Origin of the sequence: Rhodococcus ruber, assembly GCF_016804345.1 — a bacterium.
GTDB classification, from domain to species: Bacteria; Actinomycetota; Actinomycetes; order Mycobacteriales; family Mycobacteriaceae; genus Rhodococcus; species Rhodococcus ruber.
The window spans coordinates 3,227,700-3,243,514 of the sequence record NZ_CP044211.1 but is presented as its reverse complement, the minus strand read 5'-3'; the positions used below and the strand labels follow the sequence as shown (position 1 = coordinate 3,243,514).

14 protein-coding genes and 1 pseudogene are annotated in these 15,815 nt (G+C 71.2%); 10 read left to right on the top strand and 5 right to left on the bottom strand.

Translation table 11 applies throughout. From position 1 onward, the window contains the following. Positions 1–7: 7 nt before the first annotated feature. Positions 8–210, bottom strand: a pseudogene (locus F1734_RS26285) (MBL fold metallo-hydrolase); the annotation flags it as partial. 365 nt (positions 211–575) lie between these two features. On the opposite strand from F1734_RS26285, the gene F1734_RS14920 reads away from it, so the two are divergent. Next, positions 576–881 (top strand): hypothetical protein, encoded by a 306-nt coding sequence (locus tag F1734_RS14920; RefSeq protein ID WP_203010737.1) that lies wholly within the window; start codon positions 576–578, stop codon positions 879–881. A gap of 245 nt (positions 882–1,126) precedes the next feature. Here the strand turns inward: F1734_RS14920 and F1734_RS14915 are convergent, their stop codons facing one another. Both F1734_RS14915 and F1734_RS14910 read right to left on the bottom strand, forming a co-directional pair. Beyond that, entirely contained in the window at positions 1,127–1,450 is a 324-nt protein-coding gene (locus F1734_RS14915) for a hypothetical protein (RefSeq protein WP_203010736.1), read from the bottom strand. 36 nt (positions 1,451–1,486) lie between these two features. Next, a complete protein-coding gene (locus F1734_RS14910; protein WP_203010735.1) occupies positions 1,487–2,176 on the bottom strand; it encodes an MBL fold metallo-hydrolase in 690 nt (229 codons plus the stop codon). Positions 2,177–2,349: 173 nt separating this feature from the next. Between F1734_RS14910 and uvrA the strand changes: the two genes are divergently transcribed. Together uvrA and F1734_RS14900 are read left to right on the top strand one after the other, a co-directional pair. Further along, positions 2,350–5,283, top strand: a complete 2,934-nt coding sequence (uvrA, locus tag F1734_RS14905) for an excinuclease ABC subunit UvrA (protein ID WP_010595365.1) — start codon at positions 2,350–2,352, stop codon at positions 5,281–5,283. A 51-nt stretch (positions 5,284–5,334) separates the two neighbouring features. Further along, positions 5,335–6,474 (top strand): lipase family protein, encoded by a 1,140-nt coding sequence (locus F1734_RS14900; protein ID WP_203010734.1) that lies wholly within the window; start codon positions 5,335–5,337, stop codon positions 6,472–6,474. A 9-nt stretch (positions 6,475–6,483) separates the two neighbouring features. Here the strand turns inward: F1734_RS14900 and F1734_RS14895 are convergent, their stop codons facing one another. After that, positions 6,484–7,185 (bottom strand): alpha/beta fold hydrolase, encoded by a 702-nt coding sequence (locus F1734_RS14895; protein WP_203010733.1) that lies wholly within the window; start codon positions 7,183–7,185, stop codon positions 6,484–6,486. 118 nt (positions 7,186–7,303) lie between these two features. Here F1734_RS14895 and F1734_RS14890 point away from each other — a divergent pair, with 118 nt between their 5' ends. Then, a complete protein-coding gene (locus tag F1734_RS14890) occupies positions 7,304–9,115 on the top strand; it encodes a pyruvate kinase (protein ID WP_203010732.1) in 1,812 nt (603 codons plus the stop codon). Between the two features lie 12 nt (positions 9,116–9,127). Here F1734_RS14890 and F1734_RS14885 read toward each other — a convergent pair whose 3' ends face one another. After that, positions 9,128–9,481, bottom strand: a complete 354-nt coding sequence (locus tag F1734_RS14885) for a DUF1844 domain-containing protein (RefSeq protein ID WP_003937961.1) — start codon at positions 9,479–9,481, stop codon at positions 9,128–9,130. A 357-nt stretch (positions 9,482–9,838) separates the two neighbouring features. On the opposite strand from F1734_RS14885, the gene infC reads away from it, so the two are divergent. From infC to pheT, 6 genes are all read left to right on the top strand, one after another. Beyond that, complete coding sequence (gene infC, locus F1734_RS14880; RefSeq protein ID WP_017681575.1) at positions 9,839–10,498, top strand: translation initiation factor IF-3; 660 nt, start codon at positions 9,839–9,841, stop codon at positions 10,496–10,498. 89 nt (positions 10,499–10,587) lie between these two features. After that, positions 10,588–10,782: a 50S ribosomal protein L35 gene (rpmI, locus tag F1734_RS14875; protein WP_010595371.1), complete on the top strand. Its 195-nt coding sequence runs from the start codon at positions 10,588–10,590 to the stop codon at positions 10,780–10,782. A 64-nt stretch (positions 10,783–10,846) separates the two neighbouring features. Continuing rightward, positions 10,847–11,233: a 50S ribosomal protein L20 gene (gene rplT / locus F1734_RS14870; protein WP_003937964.1), complete on the top strand. Its 387-nt coding sequence runs from the start codon at positions 10,847–10,849 to the stop codon at positions 11,231–11,233. 49 nt (positions 11,234–11,282) lie between these two features. After that, positions 11,283–12,095 carry a TrmH family RNA methyltransferase gene (locus F1734_RS14865; protein WP_010595372.1) on the top strand — a complete coding sequence of 271 codons (813 nt, stop codon included), beginning with the start codon at positions 11,283–11,285 and terminating at the stop codon, positions 12,093–12,095. A gap of 108 nt (positions 12,096–12,203) precedes the next feature. Further along, on the top strand, positions 12,204–13,274 hold the full coding sequence (gene pheS, locus F1734_RS14860) for a phenylalanine--tRNA ligase subunit alpha (protein ID WP_010595373.1): 1,071 nt from the start codon (positions 12,204–12,206) through the stop codon (positions 13,272–13,274). 54 nt (positions 13,275–13,328) lie between these two features. Beyond that, positions 13,329–15,815 carry a phenylalanine--tRNA ligase subunit beta gene (gene pheT, locus F1734_RS14855; protein ID WP_010595374.1) on the top strand — a complete coding sequence of 829 codons (2,487 nt, stop codon included), beginning with the start codon at positions 13,329–13,331 and terminating at the stop codon, positions 15,813–15,815.

Genomic DNA, 15,815 nt, shown 5'->3' with positions numbered 1-15,815 from the left:
CGGCCGGCTACCATCCGCGTTCGCGCCACTCGGCGAGATGTGGTCGCTCCGCGCCAAGGGTCGAGTCCTTCCATGGCCTGGGTAGAACGCCGTCTCGTCGACGAAGCGATTGAAGACCTTCGTGGTGACGTCTCGATAGAGCGACTCGAACTCCTCCGGCTTTGTTGTCCGCCCAAGACCCCCGGGAACCAGGCCGCGCAGCACAAAGAGGGAACTCGACCTCGCCGAAGCCCAGGGGGCCGGACCGAGCCTTCCGATGGTACGGAGACCCCGACTCCGGACAATCGGACCGGTACAGCTGGCTCTTCCGGGTCGACCTTTGCGGTACCCACACAGCCGGAACGCAGCCAGTGAAAGGTCTTTGCCTTCTTCGTTGTTCAGCGGGCCACGGTAGATTGCCTTCATGGAGGTCGGGCCTGTTTCCGGTGGCTTATCAAGCAACTTTGGCAGGGCAGTTCGAGAAGTCGGTCCACGTCTGAGGCGCGACGGCGCAGTTCAAGAGGTCACTCTCCACCTCGATCAGGGACTGCCTCCTGAGCGATCGACGCCGCGAGTATCTCTGGCATGATGCGGCGATGACGATGGACCAACTCTTCGAGGAGGAGCCGGAGCAGTGGGGACTGCGCGGAGACCCGTACGTGTGGGCGGCAATCAAAGAGCACCTGGCCGGTCTTCCCCTTCCTTACGACGAGGCGACGTTGGAAGAGTCGCTCCTCACAGCTTTCACTTCGGTCGTGGGTGTGGACTTGCGATCCGAGCCGGCGGATCGGGTGTATCGGGAAGAGTTCGCTCACGGCGGCATGTCGAGCGGTCACGTTCATCTACCGACCTGGCGGGACTCACTGATTCCGTTGTTGGTGAGTAGGGGGCGACTGGCCTGAGCGGCGGCACGGCAGGGCTCGCCGCCCTCAGCGGATCCCCCGACATCGCCAGTATCCGCGTACGGCCGAGTCCTTGCCGTGCCCGGGACAGAAGATCGTCTCGTCGTCGACCCGGTCGAAGATCTTGGACTCGACGTCGCCGAGCAGGGATCGGAAGGCGTCGTCGTTCGGGGTTTTACTGACCCCTCCGGGCATCACCATGGCTTCTGGGCGCGACCTGTGTGAGTGTGCTGGGGTGTCGCAGGCTATGGCTCGTGCCGAGCGCCGTCCGGCCCGATCCAAGCGCTGATCCTGTCCCCGTGATCTGCAATCGCACACCACGCTGTCTTTGGTGTGCCGTAACCGAGGCCGTTCCAGTGCCCCTCACCGGTCGAGAACCAGGTGTCCTGCTCGAACGACGAGAGGGACGTCAGGGCCGTCGGATCCCTCCACCGGACGTTCACGTCCATCAGCTCGACGGCCCATCCGGACATGTCCGCATCCGCAGCGTCGACGATGACGTACCTCGTCCCGTCGACGTCCGAGCACAGGGTGAAGGGCGGCAGATCGCCGTCGGGTTGTGAGGTCACGTAGCCCCTAACTTTGCCGGTCCGATATGGGACCGATCACCAGCCGCGCTCGCGCCATTCGCCGAGATGCGGCCGCTCCGCTCCGAGGGTCGTGTCCTTGCCGTGGCCGGGGTAGATGACGGTGTCGTCGCCGAAGCGCCCGAAGATCTTGGTGTCCACGTCGTCGTAGAGAGAGTTGAACTCCTCGGGCTTTGTTGTCCGCCCAAGACCCCCCGGGAAGAGGGAGTCACCGGTGAAGATGTGGTGCCGGCCGGTGCCGGTCTCGGTGAGGACCAGCGCGATCGAGCCCGGGGTGTGTCCGGACAGGTGGATCACCTCGAGGCCGAGCTCGCCGACGGCGACGGTGTCGCCCTCCATGAGCAACCGATCGGGTGTGACCGGGAGCGGCTCGGCGTCGAGCGGGTGCGCGGCCGTGGGAACCCCGGTCGAGGCCGCGACCGCCTCGAGGCCCTGCCAGTGGTCCCAGTGCTGGTGGGTCGTGACGATCAGCTCGAGTTTCGGGGCGTGCTCGGCGAGGAACCGGGTGAGCAACTCCGGCTCGTTCGCCGCGTCGAGGAACACCGAGTTGCCGGTGGCGGAATCCGTGATCAGGTAGGTGTTGTTGTCCATGGGTCCGACGGACAGCTTGACGATGGTCGCGCCGGGCACGGTGCGGCGCTGCGCGGGTCCGCCGGGGGTGACCTCGCCGGTGTAGTCGTCGTCGATGACCAAGGGCTGCTGCGACATGTGAGGCACGTTACCGCCGTGGTCCGTCGCCCGCGTGCACGGCGGTCGGGAACCGGAACGTGTCGGTGGGCGCGCCTACCATGGTCCAGGGCCGAGTTGCGCGACGTGACGTCGGTGAATCGAGATGCGACCGGATCCGACCATCCAGGGGATCCGACGAGGAGGGACGTGGCGTGGCGGATCGCCTGATCGTGCGTGGCGCGCGGGAGCACAACCTGCGGGGGATCGACCTGGACCTGCCGCGTGACAGCCTGATCGTCTTCACCGGCCTGTCCGGGTCGGGCAAGTCGAGCCTGGCGTTCGACACGATCTTCGCCGAGGGGCAGCGCCGCTACGTCGAGTCGCTGTCCGCCTACGCGCGCCAGTTCCTCGGCCAGATGGACAAACCCGACGTCGACTTCATCGAGGGCCTGTCACCGGCGGTGTCCATCGACCAGAAGTCCACCAACCGGAACCCGCGCTCGACCGTCGGCACCATCACCGAGGTCTACGACTACCTGCGCCTGCTGTACGCCCGCGCCGGCACAGCGCACTGTCCGCAGTGCGGGGAGCGGATCGCCCGGCAGACGCCGCAGCAGATCGTCGACCAGGTCCTCGACATGGAGCAGGGCACGCGGTTCCAGGTGCTCGCACCCGTCGTGCGCACCCGCAAGGGCGAGTTCGTCGACCTGTTCGAACAGCTGACCGTGCAGGGGTACGCCCGCGTGCGGGTCGACGGGGTGGTCCATCCCCTCACCGATCCGCCGAAGCTGAAGAAGCAGGAGAAGCACGACATCGAGGTGGTCGTCGACCGGCTCGCGGTCAAGTCCGGTGCCAAGCAGCGGCTCACCGATTCGATCGAGACCGCGCTGCGCCTGGCGGAGGGCATCGTCGTCCTCGACTTCGTCGACCGGGACGAGAACGCGGCCGACCGCGAGCGCCGCTTCTCCGAGAAACTCGCCTGCCCCAACGGGCACCCGCTGTCCATCGACGAGCTCGAACCCCGGTCGTTCTCGTTCAACTCCCCGTACGGTGCCTGCCCCGAGTGCACCGGCCTCGGCATCCGCAAGGAGGTCGACCCGGAACTCGTCGTGCCGGACCCGGAACTCAGCCTCGAGGACGGCGCGATCGCGCCCTGGTCGATGGGGCAGACCTCCGAATACTTCACCCGGCTGCTGTCCGGGCTGGCCGACATCATGGGCTTCGAGATGTCCACCCCGTGGAACAAGCTGCCGGCCAAGGCCCGCAAGGCCATCCTCGAGGGCAGCCCGGAACAGGTGCACGTCCGCTACAAGAACCGGTACGGCCGGACCCGGTCGTACTACGCCGAGTTCGAGGGCGTGATGCCGTTCCTGCACCGCCGGCTCGAACAGACCGAATCCGAACAGATGAAGGAACGGTACGACGGGTACATGCGGGAGATCCCGTGCCCGGCGTGCGCGGGGGCGCGGCTGCGTCCGGAGATTCTGGCGGTGACGGTCGCCGCGGGCGAGCACGGGCACAAGTCCATCGCCGAGGTCTCCGACCTGTCCATCGCCGAATGCGCGGAGTTCCTCGGCGCGCTGACCCTCGGGGCGCGGGAGGAGGCCATCGCCGGGCAGGTGCTCAAGGAGATCCAGGCACGTCTCGGGTTCCTGCTCGATGTGGGACTCGAGTACCTCACCCTCTCCCGCGCGGCCGGCACCCTGTCGGGCGGGGAAGCGCAACGTATCCGGCTCGCCACCCAGATCGGCTCGGGCCTGGTCGGTGTCCTGTACGTCCTGGACGAGCCGTCCATCGGCCTGCACCAGCGCGACAACCGCCGGCTCATCGAAACCCTCACCCGGCTGCGTGATCTCGGCAACACCCTGATCGTCGTCGAGCACGACGAGGACACCATCCGGGCGTCGGACTGGGTCGTCGACATCGGGCCGTACGCCGGTGAGCACGGCGGTCGGGTGGTGCACACCGGCCCGTACAAGGAACTGCTCGACTGCACCGACTCGCTCACCGGCGCGTACCTGTCCGGCCGCCAGCGGATCGAGGTGCCGCAGCAGCGCCGGCCGGTCGACCGCAAACGTCAGGTCACCGTCGTCGGCGCGCGCGAGAACAACCTGCGCGGCATCGACGTGGCCTTCCCGCTCGGCGTGCTCACCGCGATCACGGGCGTCTCCGGCTCCGGCAAGTCGACCCTGGTCAACGACATCCTCGCGACGGTCATGGCCAACAAGCTCAACGGCGCGCGGCAGGTGCCCGGCCGGCACACCCGCGTCAACGGGCTCGACCAGCTCGACAAGCTCGTCCAGGTCGACCAGTCGCCGATCGGGCGTACGCCGCGGTCGAATCCGGCCACCTACACCGGTGTGTTCGACAAGATCCGCACCCTGTTCGCCGCGACCACCGAGGCCAAGGTGCGCGGCTACCAGCCGGGCCGGTTCTCGTTCAACGTCAAGGGCGGCCGGTGCGAGGCGTGCTCGGGCGACGGCACGCTCAAGATCGAGATGAACTTCCTGCCCGACGTGTACGTGCCGTGCGAGGTGTGCCACGGGGCCCGCTACAACCGCGAGACCCTGGAGGTGCACTACAAGGGCAAGACCATCGCCGAGGTGCTGGACATGCCGATCGAGGAGGCCGCCGAGTTCTTCGAGCCGGTCACCTCGATCCACCGCTACCTGCGCACCCTCGTCGACGTCGGCCTCGGGTACGTGCGCCTGGGCCAGCCCGCCCCGACCCTGTCCGGCGGCGAGGCCCAGCGCGTCAAGCTCGCCGCGGAACTGCAGAAGCGGTCGACGGGCCGCACCGTGTACGTGCTCGACGAGCCCACGACCGGACTGCACTTCGAGGACATCCGCAAGCTGCTCGGCGTGATCAACGGTCTCGTCGACAAGGGCAACACGGTGATCGTGATCGAACACAACCTCGACGTGATCAAGACGGCGGACTGGATCATCGACATGGGCCCCGAGGGCGGCTCGGGCGGCGGCACCGTCGTTGCGCAGGGCACACCCGAGGACGTCGCCGCCGTCGAGGGCAGCTACACCGGCAGGTTCCTGAGCGAGGCGCTCGCCGAGCCCGTCGCGCCGGAGCCGGCGCCCGCCCGCAAGCCGGCACGCAAGCGCGCACCACGGAAGGTGGCAGCGGCGAGCTGACCCTGACGGCGCCGACGCGCCGCGGACCGCAAAGGGGGGACCGTGAGGCGGATGTTCGTCGAGGCTCGTGTCCGTGGGGTCGTCGCCGTGCTGGTGACGAGCATGCTGCTCACGGCCGGGGTCGCGGCGGCGCAGCCGCCGAGCCGTGAGACGGACCCGCCGGGCAGCGTCGTCCGGGTCGAGCCCCTACCGCGGCAGTGGTGGCTGCCCGGCGCGGTCGCCGCCTCGGTGGTCACCTACCGCACCACCGGCCCCCGCGGGGTGCCGGCCCTGAGCACCGGCGCGGTGTTCGTGCCGCCGGGTGCCGCGCCCGCCGGTGGCTGGCCGGTGATCTCGTGGGGGCACGGCGCCGTCGGGATCGCGGACCGGTGCGCCCCCACGGTCGACGGCCGCATCGACAACGGATACCTCGCGCACTGGCTCGCCCAGGGATACGCCATCGTCGCCACCGACTACGTCGGCCTCGGCACCCCCGGCGTGCACGCCTACCTCGACGGGCCGTCGGAGGCGCACGCCGTGATCGACATGGTGCGGGCCGCCCGGACGGTGGAACCGTCCCTCGGGCCGAGCTGGGTCGCACTCGGCCAGTCGCAGGGCGGCCAGGCCGTCATGGTCGCGGCCTCCCTCGCGACCCGGTACGCACCCGAACTCGACTACCGCGGCGCCGTCGCGCTGGGCGTGCCGTCCAACATCGAGCACCTCGTGCCGCTCGGCGACCCCGCCTTTCCGCCGCTGCCGCTCACCGGCACCGCCGTGTTCATCGCCTACCTGCTGGCCGGGATGCGCGCGACCTACCCCGAGGTCGAAGTCGACCGCTTCCTCAGCCCGCGGGGCCGCGGCGTTCTCACCCGGCTCGAGGACCTGTGCTACCGGGAAGCTGCGGCCGAGTTCGCGGACCTGTCGATCGGCGATCTGCTGGCGCGGCGCACCGGCGACCCGGCCCTGGTCCGCGCCGCCCGCGACATGCTCGAGATTCCCACCCGCGGCTACGATCGCCCCCTGTTCCTCGGTCAGGGCCTGACCGACACCGTCACCCCGGCGCCGTTCACGGTCAAGCTCGTCGCCGACCTGACTGCGGCCGGTACGCGATTCGTGTTCCACCCGTATCCGGCCGGTCACCTCGAGACGATGCGCGCCTCGCTGTCCGACGCGACGGCGTTCGTCCGCGACCTGTTCGCCCCGGGTGGGTGACCTCACCCCTCAACGGCGAGCTGCCGCGTCGAGCACCGCCGCGAGTTCGGCGGGACGCGACCACATCGGCCAGTACCCGGTCGGCAGATCCACATACTGCACGTCGGCGAGCCGGCCGAGCTCACTCGCCACGGGGTGCCCCGCCTGCGCCATCTGCCGGATCGACGCGGACGGAAAGCTCGTGCACACGACGGTCGTCGGGACCGCCAGGCGCGCGTCCCCGCGCAGGGCGAGCGGGGTCCGCGCCGGACCGGCCGGATGCGGCACCGCCCGCTCCCGGAACCGGTCCAGCGCGGCGCCGTCGAGTCCCATCAGGCTGTTGCCGGCCGCTTCGAGTTCCGCCCACGGCGGCAGCGGAATCTCCGCCACGGCGGCATCGAGATCCGGCCGCAGCGCGGCGGCCTCCGGCAACGGGCCGGTGTCGACGTACACCAGACGGGCCACGTCCGCCGGGACCCGGTCCGACGCCGCGTACGCGACCGGGCCGGCGCCGCTGTGCGCGACGACGACCGCACCGCCCGCCACCGCCTCCACGACGGCACCGACGTGGTCGTCGAGCGTGATGCCGGAGCGGTCGGCCCGGACGGACTCGAGCCCGGGCAGTGTCAGGGCGTCGACCCGATGCCCCCGCGCCCGCAGATCCTCGGCGACGGCCTCCCACGCCCACGCGCCGAGCCAGAATCCGGGAACGAGGACCAGGTGCGTGCCCATGACCACCATCCTCGGGCATCCCGGTGACGGTGCGGGCCACCGACACGGTCGCCCGCAGGAACGACACTGTTCAACCGGGCGCAAACCCCGCGAAACTCCGCGCCCCTACGGTGGGCGCATGACCGGTGCGCACGGCGACCTCGCGGCCCTCGCCGCCGCGCTCGACGAGCTGCGGGACGGCCTCGTCACCGCGGCCGGCGCCGACGAGCGCTGGGCGCAGGCGCACCCCGCTCACCGGGCCGGCGCGGAGAACCTGGCGCACTACGTCGCGCTGCGGCGCCGCGACATCCGCGTGCTGCAATCCCAACTCGCCGCGTGGGGACTGTCGTCGCTGGGACGCGCCGAAGCCCACGTCCTGGCCTCCGTCGACGCGGTGCGCCGCGCCGTGGCCGGCCTCGCGGACCTGCCCGAGGTCGACACCCGCCCCGGCCCGGTCGACTTCGTCACCGGCGAACGCCTGCTCGAACGCAACGCCGCCGCCCTGCTCGGCCCCGTCCGCGGTGGCCGCCGGACCCGCATCATGGTGACGCTGCCGAGCGAAGCGGCCACCGACGCCGACCTCGTCGACCGGATCGTCGGGGCCGGTGCCGAACTCGTCCGGATCAACTGCGCCCACGACGAACCCGACGCGTGGGCCGCCATGATCGAGCACGTGCGCCGCGCCGAACGCGCCCACGGCCGGCACGTCACCGTCACCATGGACCTCGCCGGCCCGAAGCTGCGCACCGGCCCCGTCGCCCCCGGTCCCGCGGTGGTGCACGCCAAACCCGAACGCGACGCGCTCGGCCGCACCGTCGCGCCCGTCCAGGTGCGGCTCACCCGCCCCGGCTCCGCGGCCGCCCCCGGCGAGGTGGTCGTCCCCGTCGCCGACGAGCTGTGGCTGGCCCGGCGCCGACCCGGCGACCGCATCACCTTCCGCGACACCCGCGGTTCCAAACGCACCCTGGTCGTCACCGGCACCGCCGCCGGGGACGTACGCACCGAACTGACCGACACCGCCTACCTCGTACCCGGCACCCGGCTGACCGCGCGCGGCGACGCCACCGCCGTCGCGGCGCTCCCGCCACGCGAACGCAGACTCACCCTGCACGTCGGCGACGAGCTGATCCTGGACCCGGACCTCACCCCGGCCGACCCGGACGCCCACCCGCCCCGGATCGGCTGCACCCTGCCCCGGGTGTTCGACGACACCCGGATCGGGCACCGGATCTTCTTCGACGACGGCCGGATCGGGGGGATCGTCGAGGAGGTTGGCCCGGAACGGCTGCGGATCCGCATCACCGACGCGGACCTGCGCGGCTCCCGGCTGGGCACGGCCAAGGGCATCAACCTGCCCGACACCGAGTTGCGGCTGCCGGCGCTCACCGACGAGGACCTGGACCGGTTGCCGTTCGTGGTCACGCACGCGGACGCGGTCAGCCTGTCCTTCGTCCGCAGCGCCGCCGACGTCGCGCGCCTGCAGGACCGGCTCGCCGAACTCGGCGGCGCCCGCCTCGGGGTGATCCTCAAGGTGGAGACGGTGGCGGGCTTCGAGAACCTCCCGGCCATCTTGTTCGCGGCCCTGCACTCACCCCGGGTCGGGGTGATGATCGCGCGCGGCGACCTCGCCGTCGAGGCCGGGTACGGCCGGCTGGCCGAGGTGCAGGAGGAGATCCTGTGGGTGTGCGAGGCGGCGCACGTCCCGGTGATCTGGGCGACGCAGGTCCTCGACACCCTCGCGCGCACCGGCCGTCCCTCGCGCGCGGAGATCACCGACGCCGCGGCGTCGGGCCGCGCCGAATGCGTGATGCTCAACAAGGGCCCGTACGTCGACCACGCGGTGCGGTTCCTCGACGACGTGCTGTGCCGGATGGCCGACCATCAGCGCAAGAAGGACTCGCTGCTGCGGCGCCTGCGGGCCTGGGAGGAGCCGGGCGTGGCGCTGCGGTGAGACCGGCCCGGGTCAGAAGACCGGGCCGGTGTACTTCTCGCCGGGACCCTTGCCCGGCTCGTCCGGGTAGGCCGACGCCTCCCGGAAGGCCCGCTGCAGCGCCTGCAATCCCTCGCGCAGCGGCCCGGCGTGCGGGCCCAGGTACTCCACCGACGCGGTGACCAGCCCGGCCAGGGCGGTGATCACGCGGCGCGCCTCGTCCAGGTCGCGGTGGGTGCCGGCCTCGGGATCCTCGTCGGCCAGGCCGAGCTTCTCGGCGGCGGAACTCATGAGCATCACGGCGGCGCGGCTGATCACCTCGACGGCCGGGATCTCGCCCAGGTGCCGGACGTCGTCGGCCACGGTCGGATCGGGGGTGTCGGTCATGACTTCACGATCCCACCCGCCGCACGCTGCCGCGAGAGCGGGTCGGGCCGCAGCCGGCGATTCGATCGCGGGGCCGAAGTTTGCTAGGCTGTGGGACACGACCGTCCGCGCGCACTGCGCGTGGGCAGCAAAGTGGAGTCCGACTCCCACCTCTGCGCGACCCATGACCTGGTCATGATCTCCGCTCAGTGGTCCGGTCCGCCGCCCTCCGGGATGTCCGGGGAGTGTGCGCCCCGAGTGATCGGGGGACGAGAACGCACGACCGTCGGGTCGTGCGGTCCGTCGGGCCGGTCGGTATTCGGACCCCGCCCGGTGCGCGAGCACCGTCGGCGGGGTTTTTCGTCGGAAGTCGGCCCCATGTGCTGCGGCGCGGTCACCCGGACCGCACCGCTCTACCTAGGAGGCCCCATCAGCGCTGAGACCCGCATCAACGAACGCATCCGAGTTCCCGAGGTCCGGCTCGTCGGACCCGGCGGGGAACAGGTCGGAATCGTGCGTGTTGAAGATGCACTCCGCCTGGCATACGAAGCCGATCTCGATCTGGTCGAGGTGGCCCCTGACGCCCGTCCACCGGTCTGCAAGATCATGGACTACGGCAAGTTCAAGTACGAGGCTGCCCAGAAGGCGCGCGAGTCGCGCAAGAACCAGCAGCTGACCGTCATCAAGGAGCAGAAGCTCCGACCGAAGATCGACGACCACGACTACGAGACCAAGAAGCGCAACGTGGTGCGTTTCCTCGAGGCCGGGTCGAAGGTCAAGGTGACGATCATGTTCCGTGGCCGCGAGCAGTCCCGCCCCGAACTCGGGTTCCGGCTGCTGCAGCGCCTCGGCGCCGACGTCGCCGATCTCGGCTTCATCGAGACCGCCCCCAAGCAGGACGGTCGGAACATGACCATGGTCCTGGCGCCGCACAAGGGCGCCAAGACCCGCGCCAAGGCGCAGGAGACCGCTCAGGCCTCCGTCGCCAGGCCGGCTCCTGCCGCGGACAAGCCTGCGGCAGGCGACGGCACCGCGTAGCTCCGCCGGTCGACCGGGCCCACCGCCCGGCCGGCCGCTGCGCGCGTGCCGGACGAACACGAGTAAATCCCCGACGAACTGAGGACTCCATGCCCAAGTCGAAGACCCACAGCGGCACCGCGAAGCGATTCAAGGTGTCCGGCAGCGGAAAGATCCTGCGCCAGAAGGCCGGCCGCCGCCACCTGCTCGAGCACAAGTCCTCCCGGGTGACGCGTCGCCTCGATGGCAAGGCCACCGTCGCCGACGTCGACGTCCCGCGCGTCAAGCGCATGCTCGGCATCTGAGCTTCCTTCCCCGACCGACCCCCGGGGGCGATCGACTGCCCCCCGAGATTGACAGGACATATCAGTGGCACGCGTGAAGAGGGCCGTCAACGCCCAGAAGAAGCGCCGTTCGATCCTCGAGGCTTCCAAGGGCTACCGCGGGCAGCGCTCGCGTCTGTACCGCAAGGCCAAGGAGCAGCAGCTCCACTCGCTGACCTACGCCTACCGCGACCGTCGCGCGCGCAAGGGTGACTTCCGCAAGCTGTGGATCAGCCGCATCAACGCCGCTGCCCGCGCCAACGACATCACCTACAACCGCTTCATCCAGGGCCTGAAGGCCGCGGGCGTCGAGGTGGACCGCAAGATCCTCGCCGAGCTCGCCGTCTCCGACGCCGAGGCGTTCGCCGGCCTGGTCGCCGTGGCCAAGGCCGCGCTGCCCGCCGACGTCAACGCGCCGGCCGACGCCGCCTGAGCGCAGCGCCGAGACGACGCTGAACGACACACCGGCACAGGAACGACCCGTGGACCCGCTCACCGAGCGCACCCCGCGGGTCGTTTCTGCTGTCAAACTGCTGCGCACCGCCGACCGCCGCAAGGCCGGCCGCTTCCTCGCCGAGGGCGAGAACTCCGTCGGCGAGGCCCTCGCCACGGCCGTCGTGCACGAGGTGTTCGTCACCGAGGCCGCCGCCGCCCGCTACCACGGTCTGCTCGACGCCGCCCACCGCCGGGGCGTGCGGGTCTGCACCGTCACCGAGCGGGCCGCCACCCGGCTCTCGGACACCGTCACCCCGCCGGGCATCGTCGCCGTGTGCGATCTGCTCGACGTGCCGCTCGCGCGGGCCCTGACACCGTCGCCCCGGCTGCTCGCCGTGCCCGTCGGGATCGCCGAGCCCGGCAACGCCGGCACCGTCATCCGCGTGGCCGACGCGGTCGGCGCCGACGCGGTGGTCCTCGCCGGCGACAGCGTCGATCCCCACAACGGCAAATGCGTCCGGGCCTCCGCGGGCAGCGTGTTCCATCTCCCGCTCGCCCGGGAACGCGACACCGGTACGGTTCTCGACGCACTCGCCGCCGCCGGACTGCAGGTGCTCGCCACCGCCGCCGACGGCGAGGTCGATCTCGACGACGCCGACGAGCTGCTCGCCGCCCCCACCGCCTGGCTGTTCGGCAACGAAGCGCACGGTCTCGACCCGGCGGTCGCGGCACGGGCGGACCATCGGGTGCGCATTCCCATCCGCGGCCGCGCCGAATCGTTGAACCTTGCCACCGCGGCCTCGATCTGCCTGTACGCGAGCGCGCGCGTGCAGCATCGCGCCGACAGGGCCGTGCCCTGACGGGACCCGGCCATCACCTAGGATTCGGGTGCTGCGCTGGCGCGATCCGCTCGACGCCGAACGTGGCACCACACCCACTGTTCGCCCGAAGAAGGAGATGCACCGGTCGTGGCCAAGAATGAGGGCGGCACCCCGCCGGCAGTCGATCCGAGCGCCCTGAGCGAGGAGTCGCTCGCCGCGTCCACCCAGGCCGCACTGAAGGCGTTCGCCGCCGCCACCGACCTCGACGCACTCGCGCAGGCCAGGATCGACCACCTCGGCGACAAGGCTCCCGTCTCCCTCGCCAAACGCGCCCTGGGTAGCCTGCCCGGCAACCAGCGCGCCGACGCCGGCAAGCGGGTCAACGCCGCTCGCGGCGCTGTCACCGCGGCGTACGACGAGCGCCGCGCCGTGCTCCTCGCCGAGCGCGACGCCGCGGTCCTCGTCGCCGAGGCCATCGACGTCACCCTCCCCGCCGGCCGCCGCCCCGCCGGTGCGCGGCATCCCATCACGATCATCTCCGACCAGATCGCGGACGTGTTCGTCGGCATGGGCTGGGAGATCGCCGAGGGCCCCGAGGTCGAAACCGAGCACTTCAACTTCGACGCGCTGAACTTCCTGCCCGACCATCCCGCCCGCACGATGCAGGACACCTTCCACATCGCGCCGGAGGGCTCACGGCAGGTGCTGCGCACCCACACCTCGCCGGTGCAGGTGCGCACCATGCTGCACCGGGACATCCCCATCTACGTGGTGTGCCCCGGCCGCACCTTCCGCACCGACGAGCTCGACGCCACGCACACCCCGGTGTTCTCCCAGATCGAAGGCCTCGCCGTGGACAAGGGCCTGACCATGGCCCACCTGCGCGGCACCCTCGACGCGTTCGCCCGCGCCCTGTTCGGACCCGAGACCCGCACCCGGATGCGCCCGAACTACTTCCCGTTCACCGAGCCGTCCGCCGAGGTGGACGTGTGGTTCCCCAAGAAGAAGGGCGGCGCCGGCTGGGTCGAATGGGGCGGCTGCGGCATGGTCAACCCCAACGTGCTGCGCGCGAGCGGCATCGACCCGGACGAGTACACCGGCTTCGCGTTCGGCATGGGCCTCGAGCGCACCCTGCAGTTCCGCAACGGCATCTCCGACATGCGCGACATCGTCGAGGGCGACATCCGCTTCACCCTCCCCTTCGGGGTGCAGGGCTGACACCGCCCGACCCGAGATCCGACTACCGAACCGACCGAAAGAGCTGAGCGAAAAGTGCGAGTAGCGCAGTCCTGGCTGACCGAGATCCTGCAGCGCGCCACCCCCGAGTGGGACGTCACTGCCGAGGAACTCGACGCGGGATTCGTCCGGGTCGGACTCGAGGTGGAGGAGGTCGACACCCTCGCGCGCATCGACGGCCCCCTCGTCGTCGGCCGCGTCCTCGAGATCACCGAGCTCACCGAATTCAAGAAGCCCATCCGATTCTGCCAGGTCGACGTCGGCGAGGACGCCCCGCGCGGCATCGTGTGCGGCGCCCGCAACTTCGCCGAGGGTGACCTGGTGGTCGTCGCACTGCCCGGCGCGGTGCTGCCCGGCGGCTTCGCCATCGCCTCCCGTAAGACCTACGGCCAGGTCTCCGACGGGATGATCTGCTCCGTCGCCGAGCTCGGGGTCGGCAAGGACCACTCGGGCATCCTCGTGCTCGAGGAGGGCACCGCCGAGCCGGGCACCGACGCCAACGACCTCCTCGGCCTCGGCGACACCGTCATCGAGCTGAACATCACGCCCGACCGCGGCTACTGCTTCTCGTTGCGCGGCCTGACCCGCGAACTCGCGTGCGGCTTCGACCTCGAGTTCGCCGATCCCGCGCACGTCGCACCCCACCCCGCCGACGGCCCGGCGTACCCCATCCGGCTCGAACGCGAAACCGGCGCCACCCGCTTCGCTGCCCGCAAGGTCACCGGCATCGACCCCCATGCCGTGTCCCCGTGGTGGCTGCAACGGCGGCTGCTGCTGTCCGGCATCCGCCCGATCTCCCCGGCGGTCGACGTCACCAACTACGTGCTGCTCGAGCTCGGCCAGCCGCTGCACGCCTTCGACGCCGCCACCCTCCGCGGTGAGCTCGTCGTCCGGCGTGCGAAGGCGGGGGAGAAGCTGACGACACTCGACGGCGTCGAACGCACCCTTGATCCCGAGGACGTCGTCATCACCGACGACTCCGGGGTGATCTCCCTCGCCGGCATCATGGGCGGCGCCGCGACCGAGGTGAGCGGCACGACCACCGAGGTCCTGCTCGAGGCCGCCACCTGGGATCCGCTGGCCGTGTTCCGCAGCGCCCGGCGCCACAAGCTGGTGAGCGAGGCGGGCAAGCGTTTCGAGCGCAACGTCGACCCCGAAGTGGCGCTGCCGGCCCTGGACCGGGCCGCGGCGCTGCTCGTGGAGATCGCCGGTGGCCGCGTCGAGCCGGTCCTGACCGACCTGTCCGTCCCCGTCGAGCCGGTCTCGATCCGCATGGACATCGACCTGCCCGACCGCACCGCCGGGGTCGCCTACCCGACCGGCACCGCCGCGCGCCGGCTCACCCAGATCGGGTGCGGCGTCGAGGTCGGTGTCGGCCCGGACGGACACGGCCAGCTCGTGGTCACGCCGCCGACCTGGCGTCCCGACCTGCGTCAGCCCGCCGACCTCGTGGAGGAGGTGCTCCGGCTCGAGGGGCTCGAACAGATCCCGTCCGTGCTCCCGGCCGCCCCGGCGGGCCGCGGACTGACCCCGAGCCAGAAACGACGCCGCGCCGTGGGCCGCGCCCTGGCCGCCGACGGTCACGTCGAGGTGCTCGCCCCCGTCTTCCTGCCGGCGCACGTATTCGACACGTGGGGTCTCGCCGCCGATGACCCCCGCCGCACCACCACGACGGTCCTCAACCCGCTCGAGGCCGATCGTCCCGAGCTGGCGACGACGCTGCTGCCCGGCCTGCTCGAGGTGCTCGCCCGCAACGTGTCCCGAGGTCAGCGCGACCTGGCGCTCTATGCGATCGCGCAGGTCGTCCTGCCCGGCCCCGGCACCCGGCCGGTGCCGCCCCTGCCGGTGGACCGGCGCCCCACGGACGAGGAGATCGCGCTGCTCGAGGGCTCGCTGCCTGCGCAGCCCGTCCACGTCGGGGCGGTGCTGTGCGGCCTGCGGGAACCCGCCGGGCCGTGGGGGCCGGGCCGGCCCGCGGACGCGACCGACGCGTTCGCCGCGGCCGAGACCGTCGCGGCCGCCGCGGGTGTCCGGCTGCAGCGCCGCGCCGCGCAGTACCTGCCGTGGCATCCGGGCCGCTGCGCCGAACTACTGGTCGACGGTGTCGTCGTCGGTCACGCCGGTGAGTTGCATCCGGCAGTGCTCGAGCGGGCCGGGCTGCCCGCCCGCACGTGCGCCTTCGAACTCGACCTCGACGCGCTGCCGATGGTGGAGTCGCTGCCGGCGCCGAAGATCTCCCCGTTCCCCGCTGTGCTGCAGGACGTCGCCGTCGTCGTGGCCGAGGAGATCCCGGCCGCCGACGTCGAGGAGGCGCTGCGCGCGGGCGGCGGCGAACTGCTCGAAGACATCCGCCTGTTCGACGTGTTCGAGGGGGCGCAGGTGGGGGAGGGGCGTAAGTCGCTCGCCTTCGCTCTGCGCTTCCGCGCGGCAGACCGCACCCTCACGGAGGACGAGGCCAGCGCGGCCCGGGACGCCGCTGTGGCCGCGGCCGGCACGGCGGTCGGCGCCGAACTGCGGCACTGA

Bases quoted from the DNA above. Each gene is read 5' to 3' on its own strand.
- F1734_RS14920 (WP_203010737.1), top strand. From the start codon at position 576: ATGACGATGGACCAACTCTTCGAGGAGGAGCCGGAGCAGTGGGGACTG.
- F1734_RS14910 (WP_203010735.1), bottom strand. From the start codon at position 2,176: ATGTCGCAGCAGCCCTTGGTCATCGACGACGACTACACCGGCGAGGTC.
- F1734_RS14900 (WP_203010734.1), top strand. From the start codon at position 5,335: ATGTTCGTCGAGGCTCGTGTCCGTGGGGTCGTCGCCGTGCTGGTGACG.
- F1734_RS14895 (WP_203010733.1), bottom strand. From the start codon at position 7,185: ATGGGCACGCACCTGGTCCTCGTTCCCGGATTCTGGCTCGGCGCGTGG.
- F1734_RS14890 (WP_203010732.1), top strand. From the start codon at position 7,304: ATGACCGGTGCGCACGGCGACCTCGCGGCCCTCGCCGCCGCGCTCGAC.
- F1734_RS14885 (WP_003937961.1), bottom strand. From the start codon at position 9,481: ATGACCGACACCCCCGATCCGACCGTGGCCGACGACGTCCGGCACCTG.
- infC (WP_017681575.1), top strand. From the start codon at position 9,839: ATGTGCTGCGGCGCGGTCACCCGGACCGCACCGCTCTACCTAGGAGGC.
- rpmI (WP_010595371.1), top strand. From the start codon at position 10,588: ATGCCCAAGTCGAAGACCCACAGCGGCACCGCGAAGCGATTCAAGGTG.